This window comes from Arthrobacter sp. SW1 (genome assembly GCF_001766675.1).
In the GTDB taxonomy this organism is placed as follows: Bacteria; Actinomycetota; Actinomycetes; order Actinomycetales; family Micrococcaceae; genus Arthrobacter.
On record NZ_MJLT01000023.1, the window covers coordinates 224,018 to 241,058 of the forward strand.

Annotated in this window: 13 protein-coding genes; all 13 read right to left on the bottom strand. The window is 66.7% G+C overall.

Annotation, left to right across the window (positions count from 1 at the left end):
* Positions 1–69: 69 nt before the first annotated feature.
* The 13 genes from BIU82_RS11080 to BIU82_RS11140 all read right to left on the bottom strand — a co-directional run bounded on the left by BIU82_RS11080 (position 70) and on the right by BIU82_RS11140 (position 16,925).
* Positions 70–1,296, bottom strand: a complete 1,227-nt coding sequence (locus BIU82_RS11080; RefSeq protein WP_070349526.1) for a phosphoglycerate kinase — start codon at positions 1,294–1,296, stop codon at positions 70–72.
* A 9-nt stretch (positions 1,297–1,305) separates the two neighbouring features.
* Positions 1,306–2,313 (bottom strand): type I glyceraldehyde-3-phosphate dehydrogenase, encoded by a 1,008-nt coding sequence (gene gap, locus BIU82_RS11085; RefSeq protein WP_070349527.1) that lies wholly within the window; start codon positions 2,311–2,313, stop codon positions 1,306–1,308.
* Positions 2,314–2,580: 267 nt separating this feature from the next.
* The gene (locus BIU82_RS11090; RefSeq protein ID WP_070349528.1) at positions 2,581–3,204 is read right to left on the bottom strand and encodes a superoxide dismutase; all 624 of its coding nucleotides are present in this window, start codon (positions 3,202–3,204) and stop codon (positions 2,581–2,583) included.
* A 175-nt stretch (positions 3,205–3,379) separates the two neighbouring features.
* Positions 3,380–4,360 carry a DNA-binding protein WhiA gene (gene whiA / locus BIU82_RS11095; RefSeq protein ID WP_070349529.1) on the bottom strand — a complete coding sequence of 327 codons (981 nt, stop codon included), beginning with the start codon at positions 4,358–4,360 and terminating at the stop codon, positions 3,380–3,382.
* A gap of 10 nt (positions 4,361–4,370) precedes the next feature.
* A complete protein-coding gene (gene yvcK / locus BIU82_RS11100) occupies positions 4,371–5,387 on the bottom strand; it encodes a uridine diphosphate-N-acetylglucosamine-binding protein YvcK (RefSeq protein ID WP_070349530.1) in 1,017 nt (338 codons plus the stop codon).
* Entirely contained in the window at positions 5,388–6,311 is a 924-nt protein-coding gene (gene rapZ, locus BIU82_RS11105) for an RNase adapter RapZ (protein WP_070349531.1), read from the bottom strand.
* Between the two features lie 85 nt (positions 6,312–6,396).
* The gene (gene uvrC / locus BIU82_RS11110; RefSeq protein ID WP_070349532.1) at positions 6,397–8,400 is read right to left on the bottom strand and encodes an excinuclease ABC subunit UvrC; all 2,004 of its coding nucleotides are present in this window, start codon (positions 8,398–8,400) and stop codon (positions 6,397–6,399) included.
* Positions 8,401–8,441: 41 nt separating this feature from the next.
* Positions 8,442–9,110, bottom strand: a complete 669-nt coding sequence (locus tag BIU82_RS11115) for a lysophospholipid acyltransferase family protein (protein WP_070349533.1) — start codon at positions 9,108–9,110, stop codon at positions 8,442–8,444.
* A complete protein-coding gene (locus BIU82_RS11120; RefSeq protein ID WP_070349534.1) occupies positions 9,097–9,831 on the bottom strand; it encodes an HAD hydrolase-like protein in 735 nt (244 codons plus the stop codon). Before BIU82_RS11120 ends, BIU82_RS11115 begins: the two co-directional genes overlap by 14 nt.
* 134 nt (positions 9,832–9,965) lie before the next feature.
* On the bottom strand, positions 9,966–12,887 hold the full coding sequence (gene uvrA / locus BIU82_RS11125) for an excinuclease ABC subunit UvrA (protein WP_070349535.1): 2,922 nt from the start codon (positions 12,885–12,887) through the stop codon (positions 9,966–9,968).
* A 41-nt stretch (positions 12,888–12,928) separates the two neighbouring features.
* A complete protein-coding gene (locus BIU82_RS11130; RefSeq protein ID WP_070349536.1) occupies positions 12,929–13,309 on the bottom strand; it encodes a GntR family transcriptional regulator in 381 nt (126 codons plus the stop codon).
* The gene (locus BIU82_RS11135) at positions 13,306–15,081 is read right to left on the bottom strand and encodes an ABC transporter ATP-binding protein (protein WP_253182747.1); all 1,776 of its coding nucleotides are present in this window, start codon (positions 15,079–15,081) and stop codon (positions 13,306–13,308) included. Before BIU82_RS11135 ends, BIU82_RS11130 begins: the two co-directional genes overlap by 4 nt.
* 62 nt (positions 15,082–15,143) lie before the next feature.
* Positions 15,144–16,925, bottom strand: a complete 1,782-nt coding sequence (locus tag BIU82_RS11140) for an ABC transporter ATP-binding protein (RefSeq protein WP_070349537.1) — start codon at positions 16,923–16,925, stop codon at positions 15,144–15,146.
* Positions 16,926–17,041 lie beyond the last annotated feature (116 nt).

Below are 17,041 nucleotides of genomic sequence, written 5' to 3' on the forward strand. Positions count from 1 at the left end.
CCGGCAGGGTGCCGCTCCGGACGGAGTGGCACCCTGCCGGCCGGGTGCCTGCTGGCGGGGTGTTGCTGCCTAGCGGTCCAGGACGCTCAGGCCCGGGAGTTCCTTGCCTTCAAGGTATTCCAGGCTGGCGCCGCCGCCGGTGGAGATGTGGCCGAACTGGTCGTCCGCGAAGCCGAGCGTACGCACGGCCGCGGCGGAGTCGCCGCCGCCCACCACGGTGAAGGCTTCAGTTTCCGTCAGGGCCTGTGCCACGGCGCGGGTGCCGGCGGCGAAGGCTTCGAACTCGAAGACACCCATGGGGCCGTTCCAGAACACGGTGCGGGCGGCCTTGATCTGCTCTGCGAACAGGGCAGCCGATTCCGGTCCGATGTCCAGGCCGATGCCGGCGGTGCCGAAGGAGCTGCCCTCGATCGCGTCCGCGCGGACGGTCTCGTGCTCGGCGTCCGCGGCGAAGCGGCTGGCGACCACGACGTCCACCGGGATCACGAAGGTGGTGCCGGCTTCGGAAGCGCGCTTCAGGTAGTCCTGGACCACGGGGATCTGGTCTTCCTCGAGGAGGCTGCTTGCCACCTTGTGCCCGGCCGCAGCCAGGAAGGTGAAAAGCATGCCGCCGCCCACCAGGATGGTGTCGGCCTTGCCGAGGAGGTTGTCGATCACGGCGAGCTTGTCCGAAACCTTGGAGCCGCCGAGGACCACGACGTAGGGGCGCTGGGTGTCGGTGGTGAGCTTCCGCAGCACTTCGACCTCGGTGTGGACCAGATCGCCCTGGTAGGACGGCAGCCGGGTGGCGACGTCGTAGACGCTGGCGTGCTTGCGGTGCACCGCGCCGAAGGCGTCGTCCACGAACGCGCCGTTGTCACCGGTGAGGGCAACCAGTTCGTCGGCGAAAGCGCCGCGTTCGGCGTCGTCCTTGGCGGTTTCCCGGGCGTCGAAGCGGACGTTCTCCAGGACGAGCACTTCGCCGTCCTGGAGCGCGGCTGCGGCGTCCTTGGCGGCGGTACCGACGGTGTCCGCGGCCAGGGCGACCGGGAAGTCGGCCAGTTCGGCAAGCCGCGCAACGGCGGGCTTCAGGGAGTACTTGTCCTCGGGTGCGCCCTTGGGGCGTCCGAGATGGGCGGTTACGAGCACACGGGCACCGGCGTCCGAGAGCTTCTTGAGGACCGGGAGGGAGGCCTTGACGCGGCCGTCGTCGGTCACTGTAGAGCCGTCGAGCGGCACGTTCAGGTCACTTCTGACGAGAACGTACCGCCCGCGGACACCTTCAGCGATGAGTTCGTTGAGGGTGTGAGATGTCATGTGTCTACCCTAGCCCAGCTTGGATGCGACGAGCTCCGTGAGGTCGACCAGGCGGTTGGAGTAGCCCCACTCGTTGTCGTACCAGGACACAACCTTGACCTGGTTGCCGATGACCTTGGTGAGGCCGGAGTCGAAGATCGAGGAGGTGGGGTCGCCGACGATGTCCGAGGAGACGATCGGGGCGTCGGTGTAGCTGAGGATGCCCTTGAGGCTGGACTCGGCTGCTGCCTTGACGGCGGCGTTGACCTCTTCGACCGTGACTTCGCGGGACACGGTGACGGTGAGGTCGGTGGCGGAACCGGTGGGGACGGGAACGCGGATGGCGTAGCCGTCCAGCTTGCCCTTCAGTTCCGGCAGGACCAGGCCGATGGCCTTGGCGGCACCGGTGGAGGTGGGAACCATGTTGATGGCGGCGGCACGGGCGCGGCGGAGGTCGCCGTGCGGGCCGTCCTGCAGGTTCTGGTCTGCGGTGTAGGCGTGGACAGTGGTCATCAGGCCGCGTTCGATGCCGAAGGAGTCGTTGATGACCTTGGCCAGCGGGCCGAGGCAGTTGGTGGTGCAGGAAGCGTTGGAGATGATGTTGTGCGCGGCGGGGTCGTACAGGCCGTCGTTCACGCCCATCACGATGGTGATGTCTTCGTCCGTGGCGGGAGCGGAGATGAGCACCTTCTTGGCGCCGGCGTCGATGTGCTTCTGCGCAGCGGCGGCCTTGGTAAAGAAACCGGTGGACTCGATGACGATGTCCACACCGAGTTCGCCCCAGGGCAGGTTTGCGGGATCGCGCTCGGCGAGGACCTTGATGGCCTTGCCGTCGACAACGAGCTGGCCGTCGACGACCTCGACGGACTGGGTGAGGCGACCACCGACGGAGTCGTACTTCAGCAGGTGTGCCAGCGCCTCGGGGCTGGTGAGGTCATTGACCGCGACGATCTCGAGATCGGCGCCCTGGGCCAGCGCTGCGCGGAAGTAGTTGCGTCCGATACGGCCGAAACCGTTGATACCAATACGGGTGGTCACTTTTTGTCTCCTTGGTGCTCTCTCAAGCACAGCTAGTGAGTCGGATCTTGATTCCAACTAACAAATCCCGCACGTCTTTGGGCAGAAGTGATTATCAGATCGGAGGGCGACCAGCCACGTTGCTGAAGGCTGACGCCTTCCGTGACCTATCTTACGTTCAAGAAAGCCCGCCCCTGCAACTGCACGGGGCGGGCTTTCCGCTATTTGGGCGAAATTCACGCGAATGTGAAGTTTGTTACATCCGTGTGTACTCCGGATCACCGGCCCTTAGAGGGTGATGAGTCCCGTGGCGTTGGCGCGGGCTGCTTCGAAGCGCTTGGCCACGTCTGCCCAGTTCACGATGTTCCAGAACGCCTTGACGTAGTCGGCCTTCACGTTGACGTAGTCCAGGTAGAAGGCGTGCTCCCACATGTCGAGCATGAGCAGCGGGGTGGTGCCGACGGCAACGTTGCCCTGCTGGTCGTAGAGCTGCTCGATGAGCAGGTTGCCGGCGATCGGCTCGTAGGCCAGGAAGGCCCAGCCGGAACCCTGCAGGCCGAGGGCAGCCGCGGTGAACTGCGCGCGGAAGGCATCGAACGAGCCGAAGGCGTCATCGATGGCTGCTGCGAGTTCGCCCTCGGGCTTGTCGCCGCCGTCCGGGGAGATGTTGTTCCAGAACACCGAGTGGTTGATGTGGCCGCCGGTGTGGAACGCGAGGTCCTTCGAGAGGCGGTTGATGTTGGCGAAGTCGCCCTTCTCGCGGGCTTCGGCCAGCTGGGCCAGGGCGTTGTTGGCGCCGGCTACGTAGGCAGCGTGGTGCTTGCTGTGGTGCAGCTCCATGATCTTCGCCGAAATGTGCGGCTCAAGTGCTGCGTAGTCGTAGCCAAGCTCGGGCAGTACGTACTCTGTCACGAAACCCTCCAATGTCGTGGACCGTTGGTCCGTTTGCTAACTCTGGTTCTGTTCATCCGGCCGGAAGACCGTCCGGAAATCCTTGGGGAGTACTGCGTTCCCGGCGGACCATCCGGCATAACCGAAGGGACCTCCGGGGTATTTCCCCCCGCCGTGTCGATTCTAGGCACGGAGGCTATTCGTCCATCATTTCCGGAGTCACATTTGCCTCGGTGCCCGGGATATCGAGTTCCGCGGCCCGCTTGTCCGCCATGGCGAGCAATCGGCGGATCCGGCCGGCGATGGCGTCCTTGGTCATGGGCGGATCGGCGAGGCGGCCAAGCTCGTCCAGGCTCGCCTGCTTGTGCGCAACGCGCAGTTCGCCTGCGTACTTGAGGTGGTCCGGCACGTCGTCGCCGAGGATCTCCAGCGCACGGTCCACCCGCGCACCGGCGGCGACCGCTGCCTGCGCGGAGCGGCGGAGGTTGGCGTCGTCGAAATTGGCCAGGCGGTTGGCGGTGGCCCGGACTTCCTTGCGCATGCGGCGCTCTTCCCAGACCATCAAGGCATCGTGCGCGCCCATGCGGGTCAGTAGCTCGGCGATCGTGTCGCCGTCGCGGATCACCACACGGTCCACGCCGCGCACCTCGCGGGCCTTGGCCTGGATGCCGAGCCGGCGGGCGGCGCCGACCAGGGCAAGGGCCGATTCCGGCCCGGGGCAGGTGACCTCCAGCGAGGAGGAACGGCCCGGTTCGGTGAGCGAACCGTGGGCGAGGAACGCACCCCGCCAGACGGCCTCGGCGTCGGCCGCTGAGCCGTTGACGACGGCGGACGGCAGACCACGCACGGGCCGGCCCCTGCCGTCGAGCAAGCCGGTCTGCCGGGCGAGGGCCTCGCCGTCGCGCACCACCCGCACGACATAGCGGCTGCCGCGCCGCAGTCCCCCGCCGGAGACGACGATGATCTCGCTCTGGTGCCCGTAGACCTCGGCGATGGCGGCGCGCAGGCGCCGTGCAGTTGAGGCGAGGTCGACTTCGGCCTCGATGACGATGCGGCCCGAAATGATGTGGAGTCCGCCCGCGAAGCGCAGCATGGCCGAGACTTCGGCCTTGCGCACGGAGGACTTCTTGATATCCAGCCGGGAAAGTTCTTCCTTGACCGATGCGGTCAGTGCCATGGCGATGTTCCTAACTGTTCCCGAAAATATCGTGGTACGCAGCCGCCAGCAGAAGCGGATCATGGACCGGGCGGCGCCGCGACGCACCCACTCTACCGAAGACCACCTCAGCGCCGATCCGCCCGGCGGCCTTCTCGAAGGCCGGAACGTCGGAAACGCAGGCAGGATCCGCCAGGACCACGTCCACACCGAAATCCGGCGCGTACTTGCGCAGGGCGTCCAGGTGGTCGGCCGCGGTCATACCGGACGTTTCCTTGGTGTCCATGGCCAGGTTCATGGTGAGGCACCGCTTGGCCGGCGTGCTGACCAGCGCCTGCCGCATTTCCGGCAGGAGCAGGTGCGGCAGGACCGAGGTGTACCAGGAACCCGGTCCAAGGACTACCCAGTCGGCGAATTCGATGGCGTTCAGGGCCTCATTGCAGGCCGGTGCGTCCTGCGGGATGAGCCGGACGTCTTCGAGCGACCCGGCCACCGCGCACTTGGCCTGGCCGCGGATGGTTTCCAGTCCATAGCCGCCGCCCGGCAGCGGTACGCGGACGTCGCCTTCGATGGTGAGCGGCACGCTGGACATGGGCAGCACCTGGCCGCGCGCGCCAAGCAGCGCACCGGCCCATTTCAAGCCGGCCACGGTGTCGCCCAGCAGTTCCCAGAGGGTGACGATGAGCAGGTTCCCCATGGCGTGGTTGTCCAAGGAGCCTTCACGGCCGTCGGGTGCCTTGAAGCGGTGCTGCATGACGTCGCGCCAGGTGCGGCCCCAGTCGGTGTCGTCGCAGAGGGCGCTTAGGGCCATGCGGAGGTCTCCCGGCGGGAGGACGCCGTACTGTTCGCGGAGCCGCCCGGACGAGCCGCCGTCGTCGGCTACTGTCACGATGGCGGTGAGCTCGGAAGTGAGCAGGCGCAGCGCGGACAGCGACGCGGCCAGCCCGTGGCCGCCGCCCAGGGCGACCACCGACGGACTCTTCTCCTTCTGGCTGCCGGGCGTGCCCTTCGGCGGGATCAGCGGCAGCGGACCCGTCAGGACCCCCATCTATTCGCGGCCCAGGTCGCGGTGGGTGGTGGTGACGGTGACGCGCGGATATTGCGCCAGGCGTTTGGAGAGTTCGACGGCGACCGCCACCGAACGGTGCTTGCCGCCGGTGCAGCCCACGGCGATGGTGGCGTAGTGCTTGTTCTCGGTGCGGTAGCCGTCCAGCACGGGCTCCAGTGCGTGGACGTAGCGGTCGACGAATTCCTTCACGCCCGCGGCCTCGAACACGTAGTCGCGGACGTCGTCATCGAGGCCCGTGTGCGGGCGCAGCTGCGGCACCCAGTGCGGGTTGGGGATGAAGCGGGCGTCGGCCACGAAGTTCGCGTCGACGGGCAGGCCGTACTTGAAGCCGAAGCTCATGACGTTCAGCCGCAGAGTGACAGGGCCGGTTTCGCTGAAGAGCTCGGTGATGGCGGTGGCGAGGCCGTGGACGTTGTAGCTGCTGGTGTCCAGGACGATGTCAGAAGAGTCCCGCAGTTCCCGCAGGAGTTCGCGCTCGGCGGCGATGCCGTCCAGGATGCGCCCGCCTGCCTGCAGCGGGTGCGGCCGGCGGCCCTGCTCGAAGCGGCGGACCAGGACGTCGTCGCTGGCGTCGAGGAAGAGCACCCGGTAGGCGACGCCGCTGGCGCTCAGGGCACTGAGCGCGCTGCGGATATCGGTGAAGAGGCCTTCGCTGCGGACGTCCACCACCACCGCGAGCTTCGGAATGGACCGCGGTGCGTGCGACACGATCTCGGCGAGCGTGCCAAGCATCTGCGGCGGAAGGCCCTCGACGACGTACCAGCCGTGGTCTTCGAGGGCGTCCGATGCGGTGCTCCGGCCGGCGCCCGACATGCCCGTGACCACCAGCAGTTCCGCTTCAACAGGCTTGACGGGAACGAGCCCGTCCTGCTCCGCGCCGGATTCTGCCGTTGGCTCTGACATCAAGTCTCCCCGTATTTCGATCGTCCAGGTCCGGGGCCGCCGCGGCGGCGCCCGGTTCCAGCGTTGGCTGGCGTTCCTACCCTAGCTAATCTTCGATGATTTCGCCGGTGGTCATGTTCACGGCGACAGCGGTGCCGTTGCTGTCAGCGGCCTCGCCGAGGTGCCGGCTGATGGCCTCCGCCAGGGCCGGTCCGATGCCCTTCGCCGCCGTGAGTTCGACGACGGACGCCGCCTTGATCTTCTTCAGCGAACCGAAGTGGGACAAGAGGGCCTTCCGCTTGGCTTCGCCGAGGCCGGGGACACCGTCCAGAGCCGAGACAGTCATGGCCTTGCCACGCTTCTGGCGGTGGAAGGAAATGGCGAAGCGATGGGCTTCGTCGCGGATGCGCTGCAGCAGGTACAAACCCTGCGAAGTGCGCGGCAGGATCACCGGGAAGTCGCTGTCCGGCAGCCACACTTCCTCGAGCCGCTTGGCGAGGCCGACCACGTAGACGTCGTCGACGCCAAGGTCCGCGAGGGCCCGGGCGGCGGCGTTCACCTGCGGCTGGCCGCCGTCGACGACGACGAGGTTGGGCGGATAGGCGAACTTCGCCTTCGCGGCCGGCACGACGGCGTCATCCGCGCCCTGCTGTGCGTCCTGCGGGAGGTCGCCGGACAGGATTTCGCCGGATTTGGGCGGCTGGGCCGCCTTGTCCTGCAGGTAGTGCCGGAAGCGGCGGGTCAGGACGTCATGCATTGCGGCGGTATCGTCCCGGGCCGCCTCGCCCGTGATCGAGAACTTGCGGTAGTCGGCCTTCTTCGGAAGGCCGTCCTCGACCACCACCATGGACGCAACCACGTTCGTTCCCTGGACATGGGAGATATCGAAGCATTCGATGCGCAGCAACGGCACAGGCAGCTCCAAGGCTTCCTGGAGTTCCTGCAGCGCCTGCGACCTGACGGTGATGTCACCGGCCCGGCGTACCTTATGCAGCTTCAGCGCCTGTTCGGCGTTCTCGCGGACCGTGGACATCAGGGCGGCCTTGTCTCCGCGCTGCGGCACGCGGACGTCCACCCTGGCGCCACGCAGGCCGCCGAGCCATTCGACGAGCTCGGCATGGTTCGCCGGGATTTCCGGAACCAGGACTTCGCGCGGAATCCGTTCCTGGTACTCACCGTCCTCCCCGTAGACCTGCTGGAGGAGGTGTTCGATGAGTTCCGGCGTCGTGACGTCTTCGACCTTCTCCACCACCCAGCCGCGCTGGCCGCGGATCCGGCCGCCGCGGACGTGGAAAACCTGCACGGAGGCTTCGAGGTCGTCCTCATGCAAGGCGAAGACGTCGGCCTCGGTGTCTTCCGAGAGCACGACGGCATTGCGTTCGAACACCTTCCGGAGCGCGGCGATGTCGTCCCGGACGCGTGCGGCACGTTCGTAGTCGAGTTCCGCGACGGCGCTGGCCATCTCCTTCTCCAGGCGGCGGATGAACTTGCCCGCTTCGCCGCCCATGAAGGAACAGAAATCCTCGGCAAGCTGCCGGTGCTCCTCCGGCGTGACCCGGCCGACGCAGGGGGCCGAGCATTTGTCGATGTAGCCCAGCAGGCAGGGCCGGCCGCTGGCCTGGGCCCGCTTCAAGACGCCGGCGCTGCAGCTGCGCACGGGAAAGACCCGGAGCAGGGTGTCCATCGTTTCGCGGATGGCGCCGGCGGTGTACGGGCCGAAGTAGCGGGTGCCTTTGCGCCGCTCGCCGCGCATCACCTGGACACGGGGAAGCTTCTCCCCCATGGTGACCGCAAGGTAGGGGTAGCTCTTGTCATCACGGAAGACCACGTTGAAGCGCGGCTTGAATTCCTTGATCCAGGTGTATTCGAGCTGCAACGACTCCAGTTCGCTGGCCACCACAGTCCACTCGACGCTGCTGGCGGCATGCACCATGGCGTGCGTCTTCGGCAGGAGTCCGGCCGGGTTCGCGAAATAGGAGTTCAGCCGCGACCGGAGGTTCTTCGCCTTGCCGACATAGATGACACGCCCGTGCGGGTCCCTGAAGCGGTACACGCCCGGCGTCGTCGGAATTTCGCCCGTCCGGGGCCGGTAACTCGCTGGATCTGCCACGGATCCAGTCTAGTAAGGCGCAGCGGGTGCTGTTGCCGCGCCTATTCGGCGGACTTGCTCTGGTTGTAGCCGGAGGCGCGTTCCTGGCCGCTCAGTTCGGCGATGGCATCCATGATCTTGTCCGTGACCTCGCGACGCGCGGGCAGGGAATGGTCCGGGCCGGTCTTTTCGAAGTACAGCGGCTCGCCTACCTTCATGGTGAAGTGCTGCGGGCGGACGGCGTTGGTTTCAATCGACTGCAGCTTGTCCGTGCCGATGAGGCCCACCGGGATGACCGGCGCGCCGGTGGTCAGGGCAAGCCAGCCGACGCCGGTGCGGCCGCGGTACAGCAGGCCGTCACGGGAGCGGGTGCCTTCAGGGTAGATTCCGATGCCCTTGCCGGCGTCGAGGATGTCCAGCAGCGTCTTGAGTGCCTGGACACTTGCGGCCTGCTCGCCGCGCTCCACGGGAATAGAACCGACGGCTTCGAAGAACGCCTTCATGGCGCGGCCCTTCAGGCCCTTGCCCGTGAAGTATTCGGCCTTCGCGAAGAAGGCCACACCACGGGGCATCAAGGCCTGGACAATCACGCTGTCCAGGAAGGACAGGTGGTTCGGGGCCACGATGAACGGGCCGTCCTTGGGCACGTTCTCCAGGCCGATCACCGTGGGCCGGCAGCTCCCGGAAATCAATCCGCGGGTTGTCCAGCGGATGACATCAAAGGCTTCCATCGTTCTGCACCTCGCTCAGCGCCGCCGCACGGACAACGTCCAATTCTTCAATCTTCTTCCGCAACTCATCCGCGCTGTCCACGACGGCGACCGCTCCCGCGTCCTCCAGCTCGCCGTCGGGGGCAAATCCCCAACGGACGCCGATGCAATCAAGCCCGTTGGCCAGGGCGCCAGCGACATCCTGGTGCCGGTCCCCCACCATCACGGCGCACTGGGCGTCCAGGGCGGCCAGCGCGGCGGCCACGATTTCGACCTTGCCCGACGGGACGGTTCCACCGGCGGCAGTAAGGGCACCGGCCGATTCGTCATCGGACGATCCACAGATGGCGGCGAAGAAGCCGTCGATCCCGTGGTGTTCCAGGACAACCCGGGCGAGGCCTTGGGGCTTCTGCGTTGCCACCGCGACCGGACGGCCTGCGGCGGAAAAGTAGTCCAGCAGGCCGTGGATTCCCGGGTAGAGCCGGCCAGCGGCGATTCCGGTGGCCAGGTAGTGGGCCCGGTAGCGGGTGATCGCTTCGTCCACGAGTTCCGCGGGAACCCCTGCGATGGTGCCGAGGGAGTCGCTGAGCTTGGGCCCCACCATGGATTCCAGGATGTCCTGGTCCGGGACGGGCAAGCCCATTTCACTCAACGCAGCGGCGATTCCGCCTGTGATTCCGCCGGCGGGATCGACAAGGGTGCCGTCCAGATCGAAGATTACAGGCACCGATGTTTGAGTCACCGGCTTAGTTTCTCACGAGTTCAGGCATGCCTGAAATTCACATTCCGAGAGGGGAATATGTTCCGTCGGCGGAGCCGCTGGAAAGAGTGATGCCCGCCCGGGGTTCATGCCCGGGCGGGCATCGTTGCGGCTTTCTAGCCCAGGATCTCCGCGAGGAAGGTGCCGGTGTGGCTGTCCGGGGACTTGGCCACCTGCTCCGGGGTACCCGTGGCGACGATGCGTCCGCCGCCGGATCCGCCGTTCGGGCCGAGGTCCACGATCCAGTCCGCGGACTTGATGACGTCCAGGTTGTGCTCGATGGTGATCACCGTATTGCCCTTGTCCACGAGGCCCTGGAGCACGAGAAGCAGCTTGCGGATGTCCTCGAAGTGCAAGCCGGTGGTGGGTTCGTCCAGCACGTAGATGCTGCGGCCGTTGGAACGCTTCTGCAGCTCCGATGCGAGCTTCACGCGCTGCGCCTCGCCACCGGACAAGGTAGTGGCCGGCTGCCCGAGCCGGACATAGCCCAAGCCGACGTCCACAAGGGTGTTCAGGTGCCGCGCGATCGGGGTGAAGGCTGCGAAGAACTCCGCGGCTTCCTCGATGGGCATGTTCAGCACGTCCGCAATGGTCTTGCCCTTGTAGTGGACTTCAAGGGTTTCGCGGTTGTAGCGGGCACCGTGGCACACCTCGCACGGAACGTAGACGTCCGGGAGGAAGTTCATTTCGATCTTCAGGGTGCCGTCACCCGAGCAGGCCTCACAGCGCCCGCCCTTGACGTTGAAGGAGAAGCGTCCGGGCTGGTAGCCGCGCACCTTCGCCTCGGTGGTTTCGGCGAAGAGCTTGCGGATGTTGTCGAACACGCCCGTGTACGTGGCCGGGTTGGAGCGCGGGGTACGGCCGATGGGGCTCTGGTCCACGTGCACCACCTTGTCCAGGTGCTCGAGGCCCTGGACGGAGCGGTGGCGGCCCGCCACCTGCTTGGCGCCGTTAAGCTTGTTGGCCAACACCTTGTACAGGATCTCGTTGACCAGGGTGGACTTGCCGGATCCGCTGACACCCGTGACCGCCGTGAGGAGTCCCAGCGGGAAGGTGGCATCCACGTTGTCCAGGTTGTTTTCCCGGGCGCCGATGACCTTGAGCTCGCGCTTCTTGTCGTATTTGCGGCGCTTGGCGGGCACCTCGATGCGCCGCCGCCCGGACAGGTAGTCGCCGGTGAGCGACTCCCGGTTCTCCAGGAGCTCCTTGTAGGTACCGGAGTGCACCACCTGGCCGCCGTGCTCGCCCGCGCCGGGTCCGATGTCCACCACCCAGTCGGCTTCGTGGATGGTGTCCTCGTCGTGTTCGACCACGATCAGGGTGTTGCCGAGGTTGCGAAGCCGCGTGAGGGTTTCGATCAGGCGCCGGTTGTCCCGCTGGTGCAGGCCGATGGACGGTTCGTCCAGGACGTAGAGTACGCCCACCAGGCCGGATCCGATCTGGGTGGCCAGGCGGATGCGCTGGGCCTCCCCACCGGACAGGGTGCCGGAGGGGCGCTCCAGGTTGAGGTATTCGAGCCCGACGTCCAGCAGGAAGGTCAGGCGGGCCTGGATTTCCTTGAGGACCTGGTGGGCGATCTGCGCTTCACGGCCGGTCAGCGTGAGGTTGCCAAGGAAATCGGCGCATTCGCGCATGGGCAGCGCCGAAACTTCGGCGATGGACTTGCCGTTGATCAGGACCGACAGCGAGGCCGGGTTGAGGCGCGCGCCGTTGCACTCCGGGCACGGGATCTGCCGCATGTACTCTTCGTACCGGTCGCGGGCCCAGTCTGAGTCCGTTTCGCCGTGCTTGCGGTGCACGTACTGGATGGCGCCTTCGAAGCCGGTGCTGTACTTCCGCTCCCGGCCGAAGCGGTTGCGGTACTGAACGACCACCTTGTGGTCCTTGCCGTGCAGCACGGTCCGGCGGACCTCCGCGGACAGCTTTTCCCACGGCGTGTCCATGGAGAAGCCCAGTTCGAGGGCCAGGCCCTCGAGGAGCCGGTTCCAGTACTCGGTGGTAGCGGTCCCCAGGGACCACGGCGCGATGGCTCCCTGGTTGAGCGACAGTTCGGGATTGGGAACCACCAGCTCTTCGTCCACTTCGAGCTTGGTGCCGATGCCGGAGCAGGCAGGGCAGGCGCCGAAGGGGTTGTTGAAGGAGAACGAACGCGGTTCGATTTCGTCGATCGCCAGCGGGTGCTCATTGGGGCACGCGAGGTTCTCGGAGAACGCCCGGATGCGGGCGGGGTCTTCGGCGTCGAGGTCCACGAATTCGGCGAGGACGCGGCCTTCGGCCAGGGACAGCGCCGTTTCGATGGAGTCGGTGAGGCGCTGGGTAATGCCTTCCTTCACCACCAGGCGGTCCACCACCACTTCGATGGTGTGCTTGAACTGCTTGCCGAGCTTGGGCGGATCACTCAACTGGATGAGCTCGCCGTCCACGCGGGCACGGGCGTAGCCCTTGGCGGTGAGTTCCTTGAAAAGTTCGACGAACTCACCCTTGCGGCCACGCACCACCGGCGCCAGGACCTGGAAGCGGGTTCCGGCGTCGAGCTCAAGGAGCTGGTCCACGATCTGCTGCGGGGTCTGCCTGGTGATCGGCTCATGGCAGACGGGACAGTGCGGCCGGCCGACACGCGCCCAGAGGAGGCGCATGTAGTCGTAGATCTCGGTGATGGTGCCCACGGTGGAACGCGGGTTCTTGCTGGTGGACTTCTGGTCGATGGACACGGCCGGCGACAGGCCCTCAATGAAGTCGACATCCGGCTTGTCCACCTGGCCGAGGAACTGCCGGGCATAGGCCGAGAGCGACTCGACATAGCGGCGCTGGCCTTCGGCGAAGATGGTGTCGAAGGCCAGCGACGACTTGCCGGACCCGGACAATCCGGTGAACACGATCATGGCGTCCCGCGGGAGGTCCAGGTCCACGTTGCGCAGGTTGTGTTCGCGCGCACCCTTGACCACCAGCCGGGACAGATCATGCCGGGCGGGCGCGGGAGCGTCGGGAACGCTGGTGAGGGATTCGACTGCGGAGTCTTCAGCTACGGCTTTGGGCACCCACTTATGCTAATCGAAAACTTCTTCGAATTTCCACGCGCCTACTGTTCGTCGTAGGCAGCCGCCAGAAGCTGGACCGCCTCGGCGAAGCTGGCACCCTGGGCCTTGGCCGCGGCCGCGTATTCGGCGGCGACTCCGGCCAACACGCTATGCCGTTCGTCGCGGGCACAGACCACGGTTCCGTTCCTGCCGCGGGTGGCTACAACACCGGCGGCCTCAAGCTCCTTGTATGAACGCGCCACGGTGTGCGGTGCGACGTCGAGCTCTTCAGCGAGCTTGCGCACGGCCGGCAGCCGGCTGCCCACGGGAAGCGCGCCGCTGTCGGCGAGGTCGATCACCCGCAGGCGCAACTGCTCGAAAAGCGGAACCGAACTCGACTGCTTGGGCCGCCACTCCCCCGGGAACACGGCCTGGGCGTTCATCGCACGGCCCCCGCGCCGGCGTCGTCGAGCGGCAGCCCGGGTTCATCGCTCCCGGCGAACTGCGCTTCGTGCAGGCGGGCATACTGCCCGCCGCGGGCCAGCAGGGTCTGGTGCGTGCCGTGTTCGACGATCCGTCCATGGTCCATGACGAGAATTAGATCAGCGTCCCTGATCGTGGACAAGCGGTGGGCAATCACGAAGGACGTCCGGTTGCTCCGGAGCCGGTGCATCGCCTGTCGGATCAGCACCTCGGTCCGGGTGTCCACCCAGGAGGTGGCTTCATCGAGCACCAGCATGGGACGGCCTGAAAGCCTGGCCCTTGCGATGCTGAGCAATTGCCGTTGGCCCTGGCTGAGGGGCTCGCCTCCGTTGCTGAGCATGGTGGAGTAGCCCTCCGGCAGTGAGCGCACGAAGTGGTCCACATGGCTGGCTTCGGCGGCCGCGATGATCTCGGCCTCGCTGGCCTCAGGGTCGCCGTAGGCAATGTTCTCCCGGATGGTCCCGGTGAAGATCCATGGCTCCTGGAGGACGACTCCGAAGTTCTGCCGCAGCGCGTCCCGCGGCATCTCCGCAATGTCGACCCCGTCCACCGTGATGCGGCCGGCGTCGGGCTCGTGGAAACGCATGAGCAGGTTGACCAAGGTGGTCTTGCCCGCGCCGGTGTGGCCCACGATCGCCACCGTCTGGCCCGGACTGACAGTGAAGGAAAGATCTTCAATCACAGGCGTACCGGGCCGGTAGCTGAAGGAAATGTGCTCGAATGACACCGCTCCCCTGCGGCCGTTCGCTGTCGCGGGATCGGGCGCGGTGGCAGGTTCGGCGGACAGTTCCGGCGCATCCAGCAGTTCGAAGATCCGCTCGGCGGACGCTGCGCACGATTGGAGGAGCTGCACCATGCCGCCGATCTGTCCCAGGGGCTGGCTGAACAGCCGGTTGAACTGGATGAAGGCCTGGATTCCGCCGAGGGTCATGTGCCCGGCAAGGAACTGCAGGCCGCCGACCAGCGCGACGCCGACGTAGCTGGCATTGGCGACGAAAGCCATCAGGGGCTGGACGAGTCCGGACAGGAACTGCGCTTTGGCGCCGGCCGTGTAGAGGCTCCGGTTCCGGACGGCGAAACGGTCCGCCATGAGTCCGCGGGCCCCGAACAGCTTGATGGTTTCGTGGCCGGACGCGGTTTCCTCGACGAGGGAATTCACCTCGCCCGTGGCCGCCCATTGCCGGGCGAAGTAGCCCTGGGCCCGCTTGCTGACCGCGAAGGACAGGAGCGCTGAGACCGGAACGGCCAGCAGCGCCACGAGCGCAAGCAGCGGCGAAATGATCAGCATCATGCACAGGGAGCCGAAGACCATCAGCAGGGACGTGATGAGCTGGCCCAGCAGTTGATTGAGGAGCTGGGCCACGTTGTCGAGGTCGTTGCTGGCACGGCTCAGCACGTCGCCGCGGCTTTGGGAGTCGTAGTAGGCGACGCGGACGCGGTGCAGCTTGTCCTCGACCCGTTCGCGGAGCCGGTAGGCCAGGCCCTGGACCGCGGCCGCCGTCAGCATTCCCTGGGCCCAGCTGAGCAAGGAGGCGATCAGGTACATGACGGTGACCGGGACAAGGAGCGACACGAAACGCGCGGCGTCGAAACTGCCACCCATGACGGCCGCGGCCACGACGTCGGTGGCGTCGCCGAGGATCTTGGGAGCGGTGACGTTGAGGGCCACGAAGCCGCAGATGCAGAGCAGCGCGCCGGCCATTGCCGCCCGGGAAGGCTTCATCAGCCCCATCAGCCGGAGCAAGGGAGGACGCACTGCCGGCGGAACCACGTTCTTCGAAGCTTCGGCGCCGCTCACGGAGTCCCCGCCGAGTCGAGCTGCGAGGACACGATCTCCTGGTAGTGCCGCGATCCGGCCAGCAGTTCTGCGTGGGTGCCGCTGCCGACGATCCTGCCGTTGTCCACGACAAGAATGCGGTCCGCGGACTCGATGCTGCGCACCCTTTGCGCGACCATGAGCACTGCCGCGGACGCCAGCCGCTCTCCCAAGGCCGCGAAAATGCGTGATTCGGTCAGCGCGTCGAGCGCGGAAAAGCTGTCGTCGAAGAGATAGGCCGACGCCGGACGGAGCAGCGCGCGGGCAATGCACAGCCGCTGCTTCTGCCCGCCGGAGAGCCCGCCGCCCTGGGCGAGCACCGTGTCGATGCCGTCCGGCAGCGCCGCCACGAACGACGCCGCCTGGGCAGCTTCCAGAGCGTCCCACAGTCGGGCGTCGTCCGCCGTCGGGAGGGAAATCCGGAGGTTTTCTGCCACGGTTCCGTCGAAGAGCCACGTGCGCTGCGGCACGGCGGCGATGCTGCGGCGGAGGACCTCGAGCGGCATGGCCGCGGTGTCCTGCCCGCCGAGGGTGATGCGTCCGCCGCTGGGTTCCAGCAGCCGCGGCACCAGGCGGAGCAGGGTCGATTTGCCGCTGCCCGTGGATCCGATGATGGCCGTGGTTGTTCCCGGACGCGCCTCGAAGCTGATGCCCTCCAGCACGCAAGCCTCGGCTCCGGGGAAGGCGAAGGAGACGTCGTCGAAGCGCAGCGCCGGCCCCGGGCCGGTTTGTGCTTCCGCGGCTGAATGCCTGCCGTGCCGGTTGCCGGCGGGCACCTGGGCGGGCTCCGGGACGGGGGGTTCCCGGCGGTCGTCCTGGGCGTTGAGGACCTCGGCGATGCGTTCGGCGCTGACTTCGGCGCGCGGTGCGGCGGAAAGGACGTACATGACCATCATGATCGCCAGCAGGATCTGCATGATGTACGCCGTGAACGCGGTGAGGGCGCCAAGTTCCATGCGGCCGTCGACGATCCGCAAGCCGCCGAGCCAGACGACTGCCACCGAGGACAGGTTCACCACGATCATCACGAGCGGGAGCATCGCGGCGACGATCCGGGCGGAGCGGAGATTGTTGGCGGTCAGGGCACCGTTGGCGGCGGCGAAGCGCCTCCTTTCAAAGGAGCGCCGGACGAACGCCCGGATCACCATGACACCGAGGATCTGTTCGCGGATTACCGTGTTGATCCGGTCCACCAGCCCCTGCCCCTGCCGGTACAGGGGGACCAAGCGGCGGACGATCCGGAGCATGATGACCATGAGCACGGGAATGATGGCGAAGACGAGCCAGGCGAGGGTTCCGTCCTGTTCGACGGCGAGGACCACACCGCCCACGCCCATGACAGGCGCGGCGACCAGCATGCCGAAGACGAGGACGACGGTGGTCTGCACCTGGAGTACATCGTTGGTGGTGCGGACCACCAGGCTGGCCGGGCCGAAGCGTTCGGCCTCCTGGGCGGGCAACGCGTGGATCTTCTCGAACAGCTCCTGCCGCAGCCGCCGTCCGATCCGCATCGCGACGACGGCGCCGAGGTACGTTGCGGACACGGCAGCCAGCACCTGCACGAAAGCGAGGGCAAGCATCCGTCCGCCGAGCTCGAGGACCACCGCACTGTTTCCGGCCACAAGGCCGTCGTCGACTATTCCGGCGTTGAGCGTGGGAAGGAGGAGGGTGGCACCGACCTGGATGAGCTGCAGCACCACGATGGCCAGGACGTGCCAGCGGTACGGGGAAAGACGCCGCAGTACAAGCGCTGCGAGCATCTGGCCTCCGATCGTTCCCCAACGGAGCTGCGCATGCCTGCAGCCCCCACTGTCGCGCTAGCCATTGTAGTTCAGGTCACAGTCGTTCGTGAAAGATCTTTTTCAGAATTGGCCGG

Excerpts from the sequence above, each read along its gene's own strand:
- BIU82_RS11140 (WP_070349537.1), bottom strand. The coding sequence starts at position 16,925 with ATGCTCGCAGCGCTTGTACTGCGGCGTCTTTCCCCGTACCGCTGGCAC.
- whiA (WP_070349529.1), bottom strand. The coding sequence starts at position 4,360 with ATGGCACTGACCGCATCGGTCAAGGAAGAACTTTCCCGGCTGGATATC.
- yvcK (WP_070349530.1), bottom strand. The coding sequence starts at position 5,387 with ATGGGGGTCCTGACGGGTCCGCTGCCGCTGATCCCGCCGAAGGGCACG.
- BIU82_RS11080 (WP_070349526.1), bottom strand. The coding sequence starts at position 1,296 with ATGACATCTCACACCCTCAACGAACTCATCGCTGAAGGTGTCCGCGGG.
- BIU82_RS11130 (WP_070349536.1), bottom strand. The coding sequence starts at position 13,309 with ATGAACGCCCAGGCCGTGTTCCCGGGGGAGTGGCGGCCCAAGCAGTCG.
- rapZ (WP_070349531.1), bottom strand. The coding sequence starts at position 6,311 with ATGTCAGAGCCAACGGCAGAATCCGGCGCGGAGCAGGACGGGCTCGTT.
- BIU82_RS11115 (WP_070349533.1), bottom strand. The coding sequence starts at position 9,110 with ATGGAAGCCTTTGATGTCATCCGCTGGACAACCCGCGGATTGATTTCC.
- BIU82_RS11135 (WP_253182747.1), bottom strand. The coding sequence starts at position 15,081 with ATGGGGCTGATGAAGCCTTCCCGGGCGGCAATGGCCGGCGCGCTGCTC.